The following is a 15,296-nucleotide window of genomic DNA, read 5'->3' on the forward strand; positions in this document are numbered from 1 at the left end:
GTGTGACGCAACTCTTGCTTTATTCAAGCGTTGATGCGCCATGGCAAAGGCATCGCGCTCTCCCTGGAAACGTGCCAACCCCCGTAAACGCGCGGGTAAGGCATCCAAGCATCTCAGTCCTGCACAGAAATCGGCGGCGAAGGCACGCGCCCGCCGCGCCGGGCGACGCTATCCCAACCTCGTGGACAACATGCGCGTGGCAGCGAAGAAGACCTCCAAGAGGAAGACGCCTTCCAAGTCGAAATCCTCCAAGGCAAAGTCTGCGAAGAAATCTGTCAGGAAAACCGGCAAGCGTAACGCAAAGAAGACCTCAAAGTCCTCGCGCAAGCGCGTCGCCTCCGCGCGCGAAAAGGATCCGCGGGGCGGGCTGACAGCAGCTGGCAGAAAGGCTTTCGCCCGCAAGCAGGGTTCCCATCTGCGACCAGGCGTCACCAAGAAACAATCCGAGATGACCCCGCAGGAAATGCGCCGGAAGGGAAGCTGGGCGGTTCGCTTCTACGGCCGCGCCAAAGTGCCACCGCTGGTCGATGCTAAGGGTCAGCCGACCCGGCACGCATTGTCGGCACATGCCTGGGGCGAGCCTGTTCCGAGGACGGTGGCAGCGGCCAGGCGCATTGCCGCGAAGGGCGAGCGCCTGCTGGCGCGCTACCGCCGCATCAAGGACAATGCCTAGCGCATTGTCGCGAGCTCGACGGCGCGGCCGCGTGTGCCGATGATCTTGACCTCGTCCTTGCCGCAAGCGAAGCCGCGGGCGAGATCGTCGGCGGCCTTGCGCGCGAGCTCGTTGGCGTTCGGGTTGGCGATCCCATCGACATAGGCGACGTGGCAGACCGGACCCGGCGGCAGCCGGGTCACGACCAGCATGGCCTTGGTGTTCGGCCGACCCTGCTTGTCGGGATCGGAATTGTCGGCGATGTGCCAGCGCTGGATGATCGCAAACGGCCTTGCGCCGGCCGCGCGCCATTCGATAGTCGTCTCGGATGAATTGAACGGGGCGAACCAGAGGTTGGCCGCGGGTTCCTCAGCTGCTGCCTTGCGGTTGCGTCCGACCGCGACGATCTCGCGAAGGTCGTCCTCGGCGATCAGCACGATCAGGCCGTCCTTGCCCGGACAAACCCGCGTGCTGCTGCCGTCGAGCGCGCCGGGCTTGCCGATCTGCCGGCAATCTTTTGGTGCCGTCGAGGTGTAGCTGCTGCCCAGGGATTGGGCGTCGGCGCTGTTCAGGCCGATGCAAGCCATCAGGACGGCCAAGCCAATAGTAGTGATACGGTTCATGTGAGGCTTTGATGGACTGGGAACTTCGTTCCATCAGACGTCTTGATTGTGGGCAAGGTTCAAACAGGGTTGGGATATACCTGACAGAAGCGCGGAATCGTTCTACAAGAGCGGCTTCGCTTGGGCTCCTCCTGCCTCGTTCGCGTTCTCATTTTCTCGATCATGCCAGCCACCTCGAACAAACCTTATCGCGTCGGCCGCTCCAAGACCGGGCTCGGCCTCTTCGCCACCAAGCCGATCAAGAAGGGGACCCGGATCATCCGCTATTTCGGACCGATTCTGGACTCGCGGATTCCCGAGCACGACGAGATCGAGAACAAATATCTGTTCGAGCTCAACGGGCGCTGGACCATCGACGGCTCGGTGCGCAAGAACCTCGCCCGCTACATCAACCATTCCTGCCGGCCCAACGCGGAATCCGACGTTCGTCCGCGCGAGCGCAAGGTGTTCATCCGCGCCATCAGGAACATCGAGCCGGGCGACGAGATCAATTACGATTACGGCACCGACTATTTCAAAGCCTATCTGAAGCCGATCGGCTGCAAATGCGATTCATGCGAGAAGAAGCGCAAGAAGCTGCGCGCTGAGGCGCGGGCGGAATCCGCCAAGGTGAAGGCGCGGGCCGAGCGCAAGGCGCAGAAGGCGGGCGCGAAAAGCACGGCCGTGAAAAAGAAGAAGCTGAACGGCAAGCACTTCCCCGGCAAGGTCGGCCGCGCCAAGGCGTAGCTTCGCATCGGCCGTCGCGCGCCCTTCTGCCGCGCAAGCTGACAGGCTTCGCGCACGGCCAAAGCCTCCGCTCGGCTCGCCCTCAGCCCGGGAACGACGTTCTCGTCTCCTCTCCGTCATTGCTTCGCTGCTCGCCGTAGGCGTTGCCGGCCTCCATCTCGATTGCTCTGCACGACCAACGATTTCGGGCACAGTTAAGCGAAACAACCAAAATAATCCCCCACTTTCGGTTGGAATTTTGGAGCGCCGGGGATTTAGTATTACCGTACCCACCATACCCATGAGACGACGATGCGAACCTTAGGCATCCTATATCGCGAGGTCTGCGCAGGAGTTGGATGTTTGCTCCTGTCGATGACCATACTATGGCCGTCCGGGGCAATTGGCCGAGAAATGAGTTTGACGTGTGTCTATGAGATCATGACGTCCGCCCGAGAGGCCATGGTTCTTTGTGAACGCACGCTCGATCGCAAGAGTGAGCATGCTTATCAGGAACTCCGCGAGGCTTTGAAAAGGTTCATCAACGAAAACGCAAAATTTGATAACGACAAAATCGCCGCCGACTATGATCGAGTTCGGAGCCTGCGTGCACGAGAGGAAGTCGCGAAGGGCTTTTGTAAGCTGCCAGAGTACCTGGCTTTGAAGGTGATGTTGCAGGAACTCTTGCAGAGAGAAGCAACGTTCCGCGAACGGCTCGAAAAATCCGTGGATCCAACGGAGGGAGAATGCCTCTAGCCTTTCTGACGATCCAGTTGGTGCCCCCGCGTGATCATGAATCTACCGGCGAGGCGTCGGGCAAAACACCCAAAATCTGTCAATCCCGTCGCACAGAAATATATCGCTTTTCCGAATTTCGGATTTATGGCATATGTCTGCCATCCCGGCCCTGCCAGAGGGGCGCTTCGCGATCGTCACGAGATGCGGGTCGGGGTGCGGTGGACGCGGTAGCGCCGGCGCGATTTGCTTGAGGACAGGGCGGGCAACCGTGAGTCTCAGGCGATGCGCATACGACACGGCGCGGTCACAGCGGTTTGGTCGATGGTCTGGGGTGCGCACACCAAGCCCCGGGCGCTGAGGCCAAATCGTCCGCGGACGGAGAAGTCGTGTGGTCCTGACGCCCGGGGTCTGTGCGTCAAGGCTTGCGGTGATGCGGCGGCCCAACCGGGTGCGCGCATCAGAGAAGCCGCAAGGCGACGGGGGCAATAGTGCAGCGCTCCCCGAGGAGAGCACGAAGGACACCGTTAAAACCATCCGCGCAGGGAAGGCCGGGCGACCGGCAACACCTGTGGTCCACCCCGTGTGCATTTCCTTGTACACGGACTCGGGTGCCGCCGGCGCCCGGCCTTCCCTGCGCCCTCCGGCAACCGAAGGGCGCAAGCAACGAAGCAAAGCTCGGGCGAAATCCGCCGCGAGAACGCGAGGTCATGCATGCATCCAGGTACGATCCGATATGACGAAGCCTTCGCGTTCCCCGGCTTGCCGCGGAGCTGGCACGCAAGGATCACGCCGCCACGGCGCGCCCGCTCCTCTTCAAGCCCACATATTGCAGCTCGGCGAACACGCCGGTGGCGATGGCTTGCGCGACGACCATGAGCTGACCGGCGAGGTTCGGCGACACCGCGCCCGAAAGCAGCAGCGCGATGCTGCCAACGGTCCAGGCGGCATTGCCGATCACGACCAGTAGCACCAGCGATTTCGCGACCGTGGCCCGCGAGGCGAGCCAGCCGACCAGGGCGGTGTAGGCAATCAGGAACAGGCCGCTCTCGCGCAGCAGCGCTTCGGGCAGGTTGAACAGCGCAGCGAAAGCGCTCGCGCCGAAGGTGAAGCCGAGCGCGGCGACGCCGCTGAAGACGGCGTCGGCGAAGAGGGCGCGGCGCAGGAAGGTGGATGCATCGATCATCTCAGGTCTCCTTGGTTGGGCTGGGGTGGAACTTTAGCGCCGACCGCGCCACCAGGCGCGGAGCAGACGGGCGAGCCGGAACGGGCAGAGGCTCCTGCCGACGCCGTGCTCGAAGGCGATGACCTGCGCGACCACATAGTCGCCGGTCGAATGCAGCAGCGGCTCCGGCATGTTGAGGCTGCGCGCCAGCATCCGCGTTGCGAACGCCATGGCCCAGGGCAAGACGTGGTCTGCGACGGTCCGGTAGAGCAGCAATGCGATCATGGTCATCTCCTGTTGCGACCAAAGATGCGCGTGCTCGTCCCCCATTTCGATTACCTCGGTGGTAATGGAAGCGCCTAAATTCGCGTGCTAGTTTTTGATCATGAACGCACATGCATCCACCGTACGTACCGAACGCAGCCAGCCGGTCCATATCGGCGACCATTTGCGGGAATGGCGGCAGCGCCGCCGCATGAGCCAGCTCGATCTTGCCGGCGAAGCCGAAATCTCGGCGCGGCATTTGAGCTTCGTCGAGACCGGCCGCGCCGCGCCGTCGCGCGACATGGTGCTCAGGCTCGCCGAGCGCCTGGACGTACCCTTGCGCGAACGCAACGTGCTGCTGGTCGCGGCCGGTTTCGCACCGGCCTTTCCGCAGCGCCCGCTGGAGGATCCCGCCTTGAAATCAGCCCGTGCGGCGATCGACCTCGTCTTGAAAGCCCATGAACCCAATCCGGCGCTTGCGGTGGACAGGCACTGGAACCTGGTCTCCGCCAATCGCATGGTGGCGCCGCTGCTCGAGGGCATCCCGCAGCATCTGCTCGGCCAGCCCATCAACGTGCTCAGGCTCGCCTTCCATCCCGAGGCGCTGGCGCCCCGCACGGTCAATCTCGCCGAGTGGTGCGGGCATCTCCTGGAACGGCTGCACCGGCAGTGCGAGGCGACGGCCGATCCGGAGCTGATCAAGCTGTACAACGATCTGAAGAGCTATCCGATTCCGGCGCGCTCGGCGCCGCTGCCAGCCGACAACGTCGCGATCCCCTTCAAGCTGAGGCATGGCGGGGAGATCCTCAGCTTCTTCTCCACCACCATGGTGTTCGGCACGCCGGTCGACATCACCCTGTCGGAGCTGGCGCTGGAGACGTTCTTTCCGGCAGACGAGCGCACCGCCGAACGGCTGAAGCAGATGGCGGCCGGGCTGCGCTAGCGCCGTTTACACGACGGAGCGGCGCTCGCATAATCGGCGGATGGACACACGCTCCTTCCGGCGATTGCGGCCGGCCAATCCCATCGGCGATCTCCTGCGCGGCTGGCGCACCCGTCGTGCATTGAGCCAGGCGGAGCTGGCGTTCGAGGCCGGCATTTCGGTCAAGCATCTGAGCTATGTCGAGACCGGGAAGGCGGCGGCAAGCCGGGACATCCTGCTGCAGCTCGCGTCGGCGCTCGATCTGTCGTTGCGTGATCGCAATGCGCTGCTCGAGGCCGGCGGCTTCGCGCGGCAATATGGCGAGCGCGATCTGTCGGCGCCGGAGCTTGCCGAGGCGCGGCGTGCCATCGATCTTCTGCTTCTCCGTCACGAGCCGTTCCCGGCAATCGTCACCGACCGGCGCTGGAACGTGATGCAGGCCAATCGCGCCGCCTCGCGCCTGATGACCATGCTGCTTGGCCCTCTACGCATGCAGCGGCCGCTCAACCACATGCGCATGTTCCTCGCTCCCGACGAGCTCAAGCCGTTCGTCGAGAACTGGCCGATTGTTGCGGCCGCGCTGCTGGCACGGGCGCGGCATGAGGCGATGGCCGCGCCGCTCGATGAGGCCCTGCAATCGACCTGGCGCGAATTGATGCGGCTGCCGCAGCTGCCTGAGGCGACCGAGGACAACGCGGCCCCGGGGCCGCTCTGCGAGGTGCGCCTGCGCAAGGGCGATATCGGCGTTGGTTTGATCGGTGCGGTGCTGACGCTCGGCACCCCGCAGGACGTCACGCTGCAGGAGCTTCGCGTCGAGATGTTCATGCCTGTTGATGCCGCCTCCGAGGCCGCCTTGGTCGCGCTTGCAGATCAGGACGCTTGAGCCTGCACGGCTTCGCGCCGCTCGAAGCTCATGGCCTGCATCACCTCCGCGAACGGCCCGTTGCGGTCACTCAGTGTCGCCGTGGTGAGGCCCGCGCCATGGGCGCCGACGCGCGTCGCGGCGCGGATCAGGATCCATTCGCCCTCGGGCGGACGGAAGAAATAGAGGCTGATCTCCGGGTTGATGAAGGTCCATTGGCGCATGTCGACGATCTGCGCGACGCCGCTGGAGAAGTCCGCCGCCTGCACCGCCTGGAGCAGCGGCGTGTTCGGCTCGCCCTCGACCAGCGGCGCATCGAGCCGCATCCAGGCCGCGGCCGGGCCCGGCTTCTCCAGCGCGCCCTCAATGAGCCGCACCGACACATTCTGGAAATAACGGCTCCATTTCTGCGCGAAGGCGGGCGGCGGGCTGCCGGCCTCGGGGCCCTTGTCGACGGGCGTGGGCCTCGCGAACGGATCGATGGGCGACTCGCCGCTCGGCGCCGTCAGCAGCGCCGTGCAGCGGCCGATCTCGGTCTCGCCGTCCATCAGCCGCACCTGCAGGGTCTTGGCCTTGCGACCGTCGCGCAGCAGCTCGCTGACCGCCCTGAACAGGCGCAGGCCCGCCGGCCGCCACAGATCGAAGGTCAGGCGCCGCACAGCAAAGCCGGATCTGGCGGCGAGGCGCTCGACCTCACGGGTCATCAGCGCGGTGGTGGCGCTTCCCTGCAGCATGTCCGGCCACCACGGCCCGCCGGCATGCTCGGTGGCCCGGAACAGTTCGCCGTCCGGCTTGAAAATGGCGCTCATCGCGGTCTCCCCTTTGGGCTTGATTGTGGCCGTAAGTATCGTGGCCGTAAGTATCGGGGCGGGGAGAACCGGTCACAATAACCGCAGAGGTGAAGTCGTGAGCCATGCAGGACGGGTGCCTTGCGCCGCCCCCGGTTCGGCTTATGTTCGGGCGGACCCTCGAAGTGCCCGAAGGAGGCGCCTGACATGAGCACGCTGAAACCGCTCCAGATCGACGTCGTCTCAGATGTGGTCTGCCCCTGGTGCTATATCGGCAAGCATCGCATCGAGAGCGCGCTGGCGCTGGTGCCTGACGTTCCGGTCAAGCTCAATTTCCGTCCCTTCTTCCTCAATCCCTGGGTGCCGCGCGAGGGCATCAGCCGCGAGGCCTATCTCACCCAGAAGTTCGGCTCGGTCGAAGCCTATAAGGGCATTGCGGGACGCGTCGTCGCGGCCGCGAGCGAGGAGGGGCTCGTCTACAAGCCGGAGCTCGTGGCGCGCCAGCCGAACACGACCGACTGCCACCGCCTGATCCTCTGGGCGGAAGCGATCGGCAAGGCGCCTGAGATGAAGCAGCGCCTGATGGAGCTGTACTTCCGCGACGGCGGTGATCTCACCGACGTGAACGTGCTGGTGCAGGCGGCAGCCGACATCGGCCTCGACGCCGACGACGTGCGCAAGCGCCTCGCCACCGGCGAGGACGTCGCGCGCGTCTCGGCAGATGCCCAGGAAGCCGCCGACAAGGGCATCTCCGGCGTGCCGACCTACGTCTTTGCGCAGAAGTACGCCGTCTCCGGCGCGCAGGATCCGAACCTGCTTGCCCGCGCCATCCGCCAGGTCTCAGAGGAGATCAACGCGCAGGCGGCGGAGTAACTTTTTATTTTCGGAGCCGGCGAACCACGCCGCGCGCGGCCTCGTGCGCGGCGTTGAGGCCGACCAGCGCGCCGTGAATGAGCGCCACGACCGGGTCGTGCCGCCGCAGCGGGATCAGCACATCGCCGATCGCGAGGCGTCCGCGCCAGATCGGGTTGATCATGGGGTGATCGGCATTCGCCGTCGAGTCCGCGCTGGCGACGGCGGGGTCGGCGCAGAGATGGCGGGTGAGGTCGAGCGTGAGCTGCACGCCCGGCGAATATTTTGCAAAGCGCTCGTCGATCCCGAGCTTGAAGAAGAAGGCACGATCCTGATGGCGCAACACGATGCCGGCGGCAATCGGCGTCGCGCCGGCGCGAAGGGTGACGATCTCGCACTGCGCGGTCTCTGCCAGCGCCGGCACGGCGCGGCGAATAAAGGTCGCGTCGCCCGGATGCTGGACCAGCGCGGTGCCCCGCTTGCCCTTCCAGCCGCTCGCTTCGAGCTGCAGAAAGGTTTCGAGCGCACGTCCGATCTGGTCGGAGCTGCGCGCGATCTCGAACACGACGGGGCCGTGCTCCTCGAGACGGTGACGCTGGCGCCGCAGCTCCTTGAGCTTCTTGGCGCCGAGCGCCTCGCGCAACAGCGTGTCGCCATCCTGCGTCGCATCGAGGCTGGCGCGGATGTAGGAGCTGAGGATTCTCGGCTTCAAACCGTCGCGCTTCAGCACCTGCTTGAGTGATGCCATGGCTGCGCCATCGAGCGCGACATCGGTCAGCACGAGCGCGTGCGCGCCGGCCTCGCGCGCCTGCTGCAGCAGACGCGCGGCGGCGTCGAGCGGAACGTCGCGGTCGAGCAGCGGGCTGCACAGCGTGCCATAGGGATGCGCGGTCACCAGGGCAGGCAGGGGGATCTTCAGGGCGCGCCAGAGTGAGACCACCGGCATCAGGCCGATCAGCCGGGCCGAAGTGCCGTCAAATGCGGACAGTGCCGAGGCATTCGTGCGACCGCGCGCAGTTGCGCTGACGGCGAGCTCCCAGGCGGGCAGGTAATATCCGTTCGGCTCGATCGCCCGCTGCGCCAGCGCGCGCCATTGGCCGGTGTCGACGGCCGCAAGCGGAACAGGCGCGCGCGCCATCGCGACATCCCTTGCCGATGCCGGATTGATCGCTGCCTGATGCGCGATGTCGACCACGTTGTCCCCGTTCACGCGAGCTCAGCCCGTGCCACCGGTGATGCTTAGCGCAAAGATTGGAAAATACGGTTGGCATGCCACTGCAATTCGAGCGGTAGCGTTAACGTTTGATTCAGCATCCAGCCGCGGCTGTTCTGCCGAAAGGTGGCTAGTCTCCCGGCACGAAATGATCGCGGGCGCTCGCGCGGCCGCCGCTGGCGGTCTCGGTGATGGTGATCTCGATGTCGCGGGAGGTCTTCGGCAGGTCGCCCGGCCCGACCTGCACCGACAGCCTGACCTCGCGGGTCTGATCCTGCCCGACCTCGATGATGGGCTTGCCGCCGGGGCCCGCCTCGATGCCGGCGATGCGAATGGTCGCGCCCGGCAGGCCGGAGACGTCGAGCACAAACGACCGCTGTGCACTCTTGTTGAGAATACGCACGGTGTAGTCGTTGCGCACGCCGCCGTCCGAAAGCTGGACGAAGAGGGGATTGCGCTCGTGCAGTACGTTGACGTCCATCGTCGCGCGAGTGGCGAGAGTGTACAGCATGATGCTGCCCACAATGGCGATGGCCGCGGCATAGATCAGCGTGCGCGGACGGATGATGCGGTAGATCGGCGGCTTGCCCTCGTGTCGGCGCTGCATATTGATGTCGGTGTCGTAGCCGATCAGGCCCTGGGGCCGGCCGATCTCGCGCATGACGTTGTCGCAGGCGTCGATGCACAGGCCGCACTGGATGCAGCCGAGCTGGATGCCGTGACGGATGTCGACGCCGGTCGGGCAGACATTGATGCACTGATGGCAGTCGACGCAATCGCCGGCGGGATCGCCATGGGCGCGCGCGGCATCCGCCTTCTTCACCGACATGCGCGGCTCGCCGCGGTCACGCCGATAGGTGACGTTGAGCGCCCATTCGTCGGTCAGCGCCGCCTGGATCCGCGGCCACGGGCACATGTAGATGCACATCTGCTCCCGGGCGTGACCGGCAAAGACATAGGTCGTGGCGGTGAGGATGCCGATCCAGAGATAGGCGATGAACGGTGCCTGGAAGGTCGCGAGCTCCTTCACCAGCGTCGGCGCGTCGGAAAAGTAGAGCACCCAGGCGCCGCCGGTCCACCAGGCGATCATGATCCAGAGGAAGTGCTTGAGCGCGACCTTGCGAAGATGGTCGAACGTCCAGTAGCGCTTGTCGCCCTGCATGCGCTCGCGCCGGTCGCCCTCGACCCAACGCTCGACCGCGTAGAACAGGTCGGTCCACACCGTCTGCGGACACATGTAGCCGCACCACAGCCGCCCCGCGACCGCGTTCATCAGGAACAGAATCATCGCCGCGATGATGAGGAGACCGGTGAAATAATAGACCTCCTGCGGCCACAGCTCGATGAAGAAGAAATAGAAGCGCCGATGCGGGAAGTCGATCAGCACGGCCTGGTCGGGCAGGCCGGGTCCGCGATTCCAGCGCACGAACGGCAGCAGGTAATAGGTTCCGAGCGTGACGCACAGGATCGCCCATTTGATGCGGCGGAAAGGGCCATTGACCGACTGCGGGTAGACCTTCTTCCGCTTCTCGTAGAGAGGCCCCTCGATGAAGGTGTCGTCGGTCATCCCATGCTCCCCGCGTTTTGCGAAGGCGAGAGTCCGACTTGCCGGCGCAGAAGAGCCGGCAAAGAATCTCCAGCACTGCGCGGACTTTCGGGCTCGCGATATTGTAGTATATCGTTTGGCCGTCCCGCTTTGGTTTGACCAAGCTCAATGCGCGCATCTTTCCGAGATGCTGGGATAGCGCGGCCATGGTATTTGCGCCCTACGCAAGGGCGCTCTCGCTCAGGAGAGGTCATGGTCACGACGTCTTTTACGCCGATCGCGTCGCTCGTTGGCGGTGCGATGATTGGCCTCGCGGCCGTTCTGCTGATGTGGGCAACGGGTCGGATCGCCGGCGTCAGCGGCATCGCGGCGCGGCTGTTTCCGCCCTATGAGGACAGCGAACTCGCTGGGCGCCTTGCCTTCGTCGCCGGTCTTGCTGCTGCGCCCGTGCTGGTCCGGCTCGTCACCGGAGGTCTGCCGGAGCAGACGATCGCGGCGGGGCCGGCCCTCCTGATCATCGGCGGATTGCTCACGGGTTTCGGTTCGGTGTGGGGCAGCGGCTGCACCTCGGGCCACGGCGTTTGCGGCCTGTCGCGGCTGTCGGTGCGCTCGCTGGTTGCGACCATCACCTTCATGGCCGCCGGCATGGCGACCGTGTTCTTGATGCGGCACTGGAACTGACGGCGATGGCAATCCTGGTTCAATTCGCGATTGGGCTGATCTTCGGCCTCGGCCTCATCGTCTCCGGCATGTCGAACCCCGCAAAGGTGCTGAACTTCCTGGACGTCGCCGGCATTCAGGCAGGGACATGGGATGCAAGCCTCGCCTTCGTGATGGCGGGCGCGGTGGCCGTGACCTTCGTCGGCTTCAGCCGCGTTCTCAAGCTTCCGCGTCCATTCTTCGCTGATCGATTCTATTTGCCGACGCGGCGAGACATCGATCCCAGGATCGTCGCAGGTCCGGCGATCTTCGGCATCGGCTGGGGGCTGGTAGGCTTTTGCCCGGGGCCGGCGCTGACCGCGCTCGGATTTGGCTCGCTCTCCGCCGTCATCTTTGTCGTGGCGATGTGCGCCGGCATGGTGCTCGCCCGCTTCATCGCTCAGCTGCCGTCATCGACGCGCTACATCACGCCGGCCGATCCACTCGAAACCTGAGGTCACGGGACCGGGCGAATAGTCTCGCCCGGTCTCCGACCATCAAGCCTTCATCGCTCACCAGCTACCGACGCCGACGCTGACGCCGGGCGCGCGAATGCCGACGCCGGCGCGCGGGCCGTCATCGTAGTGGCGATGATAGCTCCGGCGCTCATAGTAGCGGTCGCGCGGCATGTAATTGTAGGAATCGCGCACGATCACGCGCGACCCGCCGCGCGTGCGATAGCAGCGACCATCCTCGTCGCAGACGAGTCGCACCTGCTGCACGAGATCCGGATTGGTGTATTCGCTGGTCGTATAGATATCGGAAGCCTTGGCCCCCGAGGCGGCGGCCAAGGCCCCCACGCCTGCCAGCAGCGCAATAGTCAACGTCCTCATCATGTCCTCCTCGAAACTGCCCTCGGCGGTAACAAGAAGGGGAGGCGGTGATCGTTCCGGGTCATCTACAGGTTTTTCCCGGAACCTGTCGTCAGGGGCGGGTTCCTAGATCGGCTCGTAAGTCTCCGTGCCGCAGATGTCGTCGGCGTCGGCGCGCCGGCGGTCCACGACCCTGCCGTCGTTGATCGTCACGATGTAGGTCTGGGCGCCGAGCGACGTACCGGTCGCCGAGGTGAGCTGCGCGCGGACGCACGCGGTCCAGCCCGGTCCTCGCAGCTCACGATGCGGCGGGGCGACGTGAACCTCGCGCGGATAGGACGTTGCGAGAAAGACGACGTCGATCTGCTCGCGCACCACGCGCTTGACGTCGGGCGGCGCTTCCGGCGGCTGCTCGGGCTCCTTCATGCGCATGAATTCCGGCACCGGTGCGCGGCTGTCGGCAAAGCCGCAGGCACCGAGCGCAAGCGCGCCAATGAGCAGCGCCGCATGAGCAATGATCCGCAACATCCGTGAAAGGTCCCCTGCGGGCCGACAGATAGGCACGAATGCGATCGGACGAAGTCCAGGCCGATCAAGATTTGCTGAGGTCCCGGAACCCGGACATCGCTATTCCGCGATTGGGGGCTGGCTTGTACCCCAGAGGTGGGGGATTGCGGTAATGCGGATTCTGGTCATCACGCCGCCGTGCTGGCGCTGAGGGCCGCCTCAGCGCAGGCGCAGTGCCCGCCCAATGACCGCGTCGAGTCGATCGACGTTGCGGGGCTCATCATCGCTCGCGGGTGTTACGCGCGTGATTGCGAGCCAGTCATGATGGTGGTGTGCACGCGATGCGAACCTTCGTTCACATCGCGCCCGCTATTGCACGAAAGCGAGGCCGACGCGCTTGTCGCTGCGCCAAACTGTGCGACAATGCCGTACGAAATGGTCACAGGCGATCGAGAGCGTGACCGATTGCGGCAACATGACGGGAGTGTCGAGGTCGATCGCCGCGCCGCCCGCCGACATGTTTCGCACCGTGCAAGGAATGCCGCTGTTTTCGAACGTGATCTTTCCGCCCTTGAAAACACGGTGACGTTGCGATGTGCGCTTCTCAATCATCTGCATCAGTCCTGCCGATGAGTATGAAGTAGTGCATAGAAATTACGTTGAACTAAACTCAATACTGGCGCTACTTGCACGGCGTTTCAGACTTTGTTTACGACGTTGGAGCGGCGAGCCGCTCCCACGAACCTGCCCAAAGAGCCTACCCAAAGAGCCTACCCAAGTGCCTTTCCTTTATGGCGCGACGCGCCGATGGAGATATTGATGAAGACTTCGCTTTCGATTTTGTTCGCCGCAGCGCTCTCGCTGGCCTCGATGCCCGCCCACGCCGTCAAGTGGGACCTCTCGACCATGACCTGCAAGCAGTTCCTCGAGAGCGGCGAGGACAACATCGGCGTCGTGCTGACCTGGATGGACGGCTGGTACAAGGGCGACGAGGACAATGCGATCATCGACACCGACGTCTTCATCGAGAATGCCAAGAAGTTCGGCGCCTATTGCGGAAAGAATCCGACCGTCAGCGTCGTCACCGCGGCCGACGAGATCCTCGGCAAGTGACATTGCCGGCGCAATGACGGCAAGCGCGATCGCGCTTGCTGTCCCGACACGATTTCCATCGAGAGCCGCCTCGAGCCTTGCGCTTCGCGCGGCTCTCTTGTTTTCAGGGCGCGTTCACCCCGGCAGCATCGCGAACGCGCTCGACACCATCGCGGCCGGCTTGCCGTCGGCGGCCGAGAGCAGCGTGACGCGGCCAAAGCTCATGGTGCGCCCGAGCCGCACCACGCGCGCATCCGCCAGCACGTCGGACGCGGCGATCGCGCGCATGAAATGCGTGGTCTGATCGACCGTGGTCATGGGACGGTAGCCGCGATTGGCCGCGAGGATCGCGATCACCATCGCGGTATCGGCGAGCGCCATCAGGGCCTGGCCGCAGACCACGCCGCCGTTGCGGCACAGCCGCTCCGAAAACGGCATGCGCAGCAGCGCGCCGGGCTGCCAGTCCGGGTCGTCCGCGGGCTGTACATGCTCGATGCGCTCGACCGCGAGGTTGAGATCCTGGACCCAGGGCGCAAAGACCTCGCCGAGGATGCGACTGGCGTCGGCGGGGCCGAACTCGGCTTCTGGCTGCGTTTGCATTGCTGTCGCGCTCTCCTGTGTTGCCGGATGTTTCACCGCATTGTGCGCGCATCCGCGAGGCAAAGTCACCCGGTCTGGCGCCGGCCGCCTCGGCTTGAAAATGCCTGACTTGGCCCGATATGATGCCTGGCTTGGGTAGGGGTGGATGATGTTGCGTCGCTGTATCCTCGTCTTTGGCATGGGCCTGCTCGGTCTCGCGCTGAGCGGGTGCACCAAATGCGGTCCGATCTGGGACGATTGGCTGCAGGCGCCCAAATCATGCCGATCGGATCGGCACTAGCGGCCACCGGGTCGTGACCGGGCTGACGAGGATGACACGGCGCGGGGCGATCCGCGCCTCATGAAAGACTTAAGGAGTGGATGATGAAGCTTTTCCGTTTGGCCGCGGTGCTGGCCGTGCTGGCGGGACCTGCCTACGCGCAAATGCCCAACATCAATTTGATGCAGGATGCCCCGAGCAAGTCGCCGGAGGAGAAGGCCATCGAGGCCGAGCGTGAGAAGGCCTACAAGGAAACGCTGAAGAAGATTCCGGATACCAAGGCGTCCAGCGATCCCTGGGGCGGCATGCGCGCCGAACAGCCGAAGCAGCCGGCGGCGCCGAAGGCGTCGGCCGCGACCAGTGCGCCGAAGAAGGCCAAGAGCGGGACGGCCGCCAACTGACCCGTTCCGGGGAGGCACAATGCTCCTCGGAAGGACTCCTCTTGATCCGGCCCGCGCCCTACATTGTCCGTAGCGTAGTGCGCAGAGGAAGGCAGGATATGGCCGATCGTCCGCGGGATCTCGCCGAGCGGATGGCGCGCCGGCGCAAGGCGGCCGGTAAGCCGGACCAGTCCGCCGGCGATGGCTATCTGCGCGAGACCTTCACGCTGCCGCGCGCGGCGGCGCGGGAGCGGGCGCAGGCCTTCTTTGCCCGCTATCCCAAGGCCGGCTATATGAGCGAGGTCGAGACTTGGCGCGAATTGCCCGGCGGCGATATCGAGTTCACCATGCGTCGGCTGCCCAGCGCGGACTGACGCTGGCTATGGCGCGCTTTGGCGCATGAGGTCGAAACGGTTCAGGCCGTCTTTCGCCCGATCGCCTTCAGCTCCCGGTCGATGCGCAGCTGCACGCGCCGGATCGCCAGCAGGTCGATCCGGGTCTCGGTCTTGCCGGTCTTGATCCGGTCGCCGATGCGAAACTGCCATTGCCAGATTCCGGGAATCGCCGTCTTGGCGATGGTGAACTCGACGCCCCTGTGATTCATGGTCACCTCCCACGAT

General features: G+C 64.8%; 22 protein-coding genes and 1 pseudogene. 11 read left to right on the forward strand and 12 right to left on the reverse strand.

Going from position 1 to position 15,296, the window contains the following annotated elements; all coding sequences use genetic code 11:
* Positions 1 to 40 precede the first annotated feature (40 nt).
* The gene (locus tag I6F31_RS12940) at positions 41 to 673 is read left to right on the forward strand and encodes a DUF6321 domain-containing protein (protein ID WP_036013043.1); all 633 of its coding nucleotides are present in this window, start codon (positions 41 to 43) and stop codon (positions 671 to 673) included.
* Here the strand turns inward: I6F31_RS12940 and I6F31_RS12945 are convergent.
* Positions 670 to 1,275 carry a hypothetical protein gene (locus tag I6F31_RS12945; protein WP_225185494.1) on the reverse strand — a complete coding sequence of 202 codons (606 nt, stop codon included), beginning with the start codon at positions 1,273 to 1,275 and terminating at the stop codon, positions 670 to 672. The two genes, I6F31_RS12940 and I6F31_RS12945, sit on opposite strands and share 4 nt — an antisense overlap.
* A gap of 162 nt (positions 1,276 to 1,437) precedes the next feature.
* On the opposite strand from I6F31_RS12945, the gene I6F31_RS12950 reads away from it, so the two are divergent.
* A complete protein-coding gene (locus I6F31_RS12950) occupies positions 1,438 to 2,001 on the forward strand; it encodes an SET domain-containing protein (protein WP_225185495.1) in 564 nt (187 codons plus the stop codon).
* A gap of 420 nt (positions 2,002 to 2,421) precedes the next feature.
* Positions 2,422 to 2,736, forward strand: a complete 315-nt coding sequence (locus I6F31_RS12955) for a hypothetical protein (protein WP_225185496.1) — start codon at positions 2,422 to 2,424, stop codon at positions 2,734 to 2,736.
* A gap of 766 nt (positions 2,737 to 3,502) precedes the next feature.
* Here I6F31_RS12955 and I6F31_RS12960 read toward each other — a convergent pair.
* Positions 3,503 to 3,901, reverse strand: coding sequence for a hypothetical protein (locus tag I6F31_RS12960; RefSeq protein ID WP_225185497.1), 399 nt, complete (start codon positions 3,899 to 3,901; stop codon positions 3,503 to 3,505).
* Between the two features lie 33 nt (positions 3,902 to 3,934).
* Positions 3,935 to 4,165, reverse strand: a complete 231-nt coding sequence (locus I6F31_RS12965; RefSeq protein ID WP_192893150.1) for a hypothetical protein — start codon at positions 4,163 to 4,165, stop codon at positions 3,935 to 3,937.
* A gap of 100 nt (positions 4,166 to 4,265) precedes the next feature.
* On the opposite strand from I6F31_RS12965, the gene I6F31_RS12970 reads away from it, so the two are divergent.
* Together I6F31_RS12970 and I6F31_RS12975 are read left to right on the forward strand one after the other, a co-directional pair.
* Positions 4,266 to 5,087: a helix-turn-helix transcriptional regulator gene (locus I6F31_RS12970; protein ID WP_225151185.1), complete on the forward strand. Its 822-nt coding sequence runs from the start codon at positions 4,266 to 4,268 to the stop codon at positions 5,085 to 5,087.
* Positions 5,088 to 5,127: 40 nt separating this feature from the next.
* A complete protein-coding gene (locus I6F31_RS12975; RefSeq protein WP_225151186.1) occupies positions 5,128 to 5,949 on the forward strand; it encodes a helix-turn-helix transcriptional regulator in 822 nt (273 codons plus the stop codon).
* Here I6F31_RS12975 and I6F31_RS12980 read toward each other — a convergent pair.
* Complete coding sequence (locus I6F31_RS12980) at positions 5,937 to 6,737, reverse strand: thioesterase family protein (protein WP_225185498.1); 801 nt, start codon at positions 6,735 to 6,737, stop codon at positions 5,937 to 5,939. The two genes, I6F31_RS12975 and I6F31_RS12980, sit on opposite strands and share 13 nt — an antisense overlap.
* A gap of 186 nt (positions 6,738 to 6,923) precedes the next feature.
* Between I6F31_RS12980 and I6F31_RS12985 the strand changes: the two genes are divergently transcribed.
* Positions 6,924 to 7,589 (forward strand): DsbA family oxidoreductase, encoded by a 666-nt coding sequence (locus tag I6F31_RS12985; RefSeq protein WP_225185499.1) that lies wholly within the window; start codon positions 6,924 to 6,926, stop codon positions 7,587 to 7,589.
* A 4-nt stretch (positions 7,590 to 7,593) separates the two neighbouring features.
* Here I6F31_RS12985 and I6F31_RS12990 read toward each other — a convergent pair whose 3' ends face one another.
* The 3 genes and pseudogenes from I6F31_RS12990 to I6F31_RS13000 form a co-directional block, all read right to left on the reverse strand.
* Positions 7,594 to 8,763, reverse strand: coding sequence for a GNAT family N-acetyltransferase (locus I6F31_RS12990; RefSeq protein ID WP_225185649.1), 1,170 nt, complete (start codon positions 8,761 to 8,763; stop codon positions 7,594 to 7,596).
* Positions 8,764 to 8,911: 148 nt separating this feature from the next.
* Positions 8,912 to 10,348 carry a cytochrome c oxidase accessory protein CcoG gene (ccoG, locus tag I6F31_RS12995; RefSeq protein WP_225185500.1) on the reverse strand — a complete coding sequence of 479 codons (1,437 nt, stop codon included), beginning with the start codon at positions 10,346 to 10,348 and terminating at the stop codon, positions 8,912 to 8,914.
* A 43-nt stretch (positions 10,349 to 10,391) separates the two neighbouring features.
* Positions 10,392 to 10,532, reverse strand: a pseudogene (locus I6F31_RS13000) (transcriptional regulator); the annotation flags it as partial.
* Positions 10,533 to 10,579: 47 nt separating this feature from the next.
* Here I6F31_RS13000 and I6F31_RS13005 point away from each other — a divergent pair.
* Both I6F31_RS13005 and I6F31_RS13010 read left to right on the forward strand, forming a co-directional pair.
* Positions 10,580 to 11,008 carry a YeeE/YedE family protein gene (locus tag I6F31_RS13005; RefSeq protein ID WP_036013017.1) on the forward strand — a complete coding sequence of 143 codons (429 nt, stop codon included), beginning with the start codon at positions 10,580 to 10,582 and terminating at the stop codon, positions 11,006 to 11,008.
* 5 nt (positions 11,009 to 11,013) lie between these two features.
* The gene (locus I6F31_RS13010; RefSeq protein ID WP_036013015.1) at positions 11,014 to 11,481 is read left to right on the forward strand and encodes a DUF6691 family protein; all 468 of its coding nucleotides are present in this window, start codon (positions 11,014 to 11,016) and stop codon (positions 11,479 to 11,481) included.
* Between the two features lie 57 nt (positions 11,482 to 11,538).
* Here I6F31_RS13010 and I6F31_RS13015 read toward each other — a convergent pair whose 3' ends face one another.
* From I6F31_RS13015 to I6F31_RS13025, 3 genes are all read right to left on the reverse strand, one after another.
* Positions 11,539 to 11,862 (reverse strand): hypothetical protein, encoded by a 324-nt coding sequence (locus I6F31_RS13015; RefSeq protein WP_036013014.1) that lies wholly within the window; start codon positions 11,860 to 11,862, stop codon positions 11,539 to 11,541.
* Positions 11,863 to 11,964: 102 nt separating this feature from the next.
* Positions 11,965 to 12,366 (reverse strand): hypothetical protein, encoded by a 402-nt coding sequence (locus tag I6F31_RS13020; protein ID WP_036027875.1) that lies wholly within the window; start codon positions 12,364 to 12,366, stop codon positions 11,965 to 11,967.
* A 348-nt stretch (positions 12,367 to 12,714) separates the two neighbouring features.
* On the reverse strand, positions 12,715 to 12,963 hold the full coding sequence (locus I6F31_RS13025; protein ID WP_225147583.1) for a PilZ domain-containing protein: 249 nt from the start codon (positions 12,961 to 12,963) through the stop codon (positions 12,715 to 12,717).
* 201 nt (positions 12,964 to 13,164) lie between these two features.
* On the opposite strand from I6F31_RS13025, the gene I6F31_RS13030 reads away from it, so the two are divergent.
* The gene (locus tag I6F31_RS13030; protein WP_225128886.1) at positions 13,165 to 13,458 is read left to right on the forward strand and encodes an HdeA family protein; all 294 of its coding nucleotides are present in this window, start codon (positions 13,165 to 13,167) and stop codon (positions 13,456 to 13,458) included.
* A gap of 114 nt (positions 13,459 to 13,572) precedes the next feature.
* On the opposite strand, the gene I6F31_RS13035 is transcribed toward I6F31_RS13030, so the two are convergent.
* Positions 13,573 to 14,037, reverse strand: a complete 465-nt coding sequence (locus tag I6F31_RS13035; protein ID WP_225147582.1) for a PaaI family thioesterase — start codon at positions 14,035 to 14,037, stop codon at positions 13,573 to 13,575.
* Positions 14,038 to 14,400: 363 nt separating this feature from the next.
* On the opposite strand from I6F31_RS13035, the gene I6F31_RS13040 reads away from it, so the two are divergent.
* Positions 14,401 to 14,697, forward strand: coding sequence for a hypothetical protein (locus I6F31_RS13040; protein ID WP_036013030.1), 297 nt, complete (start codon positions 14,401 to 14,403; stop codon positions 14,695 to 14,697).
* A 98-nt stretch (positions 14,698 to 14,795) separates the two neighbouring features.
* Positions 14,796 to 15,050, forward strand: a complete 255-nt coding sequence (locus I6F31_RS13045; RefSeq protein WP_225185501.1) for a hypothetical protein — start codon at positions 14,796 to 14,798, stop codon at positions 15,048 to 15,050.
* Between the two features lie 41 nt (positions 15,051 to 15,091).
* Here I6F31_RS13045 and I6F31_RS13050 read toward each other — a convergent pair whose 3' ends face one another.
* Positions 15,092 to 15,280 (reverse strand): hypothetical protein, encoded by a 189-nt coding sequence (locus I6F31_RS13050; RefSeq protein ID WP_109143203.1) that lies wholly within the window; start codon positions 15,278 to 15,280, stop codon positions 15,092 to 15,094.
* Positions 15,281 to 15,296 lie beyond the last annotated feature (16 nt).

The sequence above is a fragment of the Bradyrhizobium sp. NBAIM01 genome, from assembly GCF_020194115.1.
Lineage (GTDB): Bacteria > Pseudomonadota > Alphaproteobacteria > Rhizobiales > Xanthobacteraceae > Bradyrhizobium > Bradyrhizobium yuanmingense.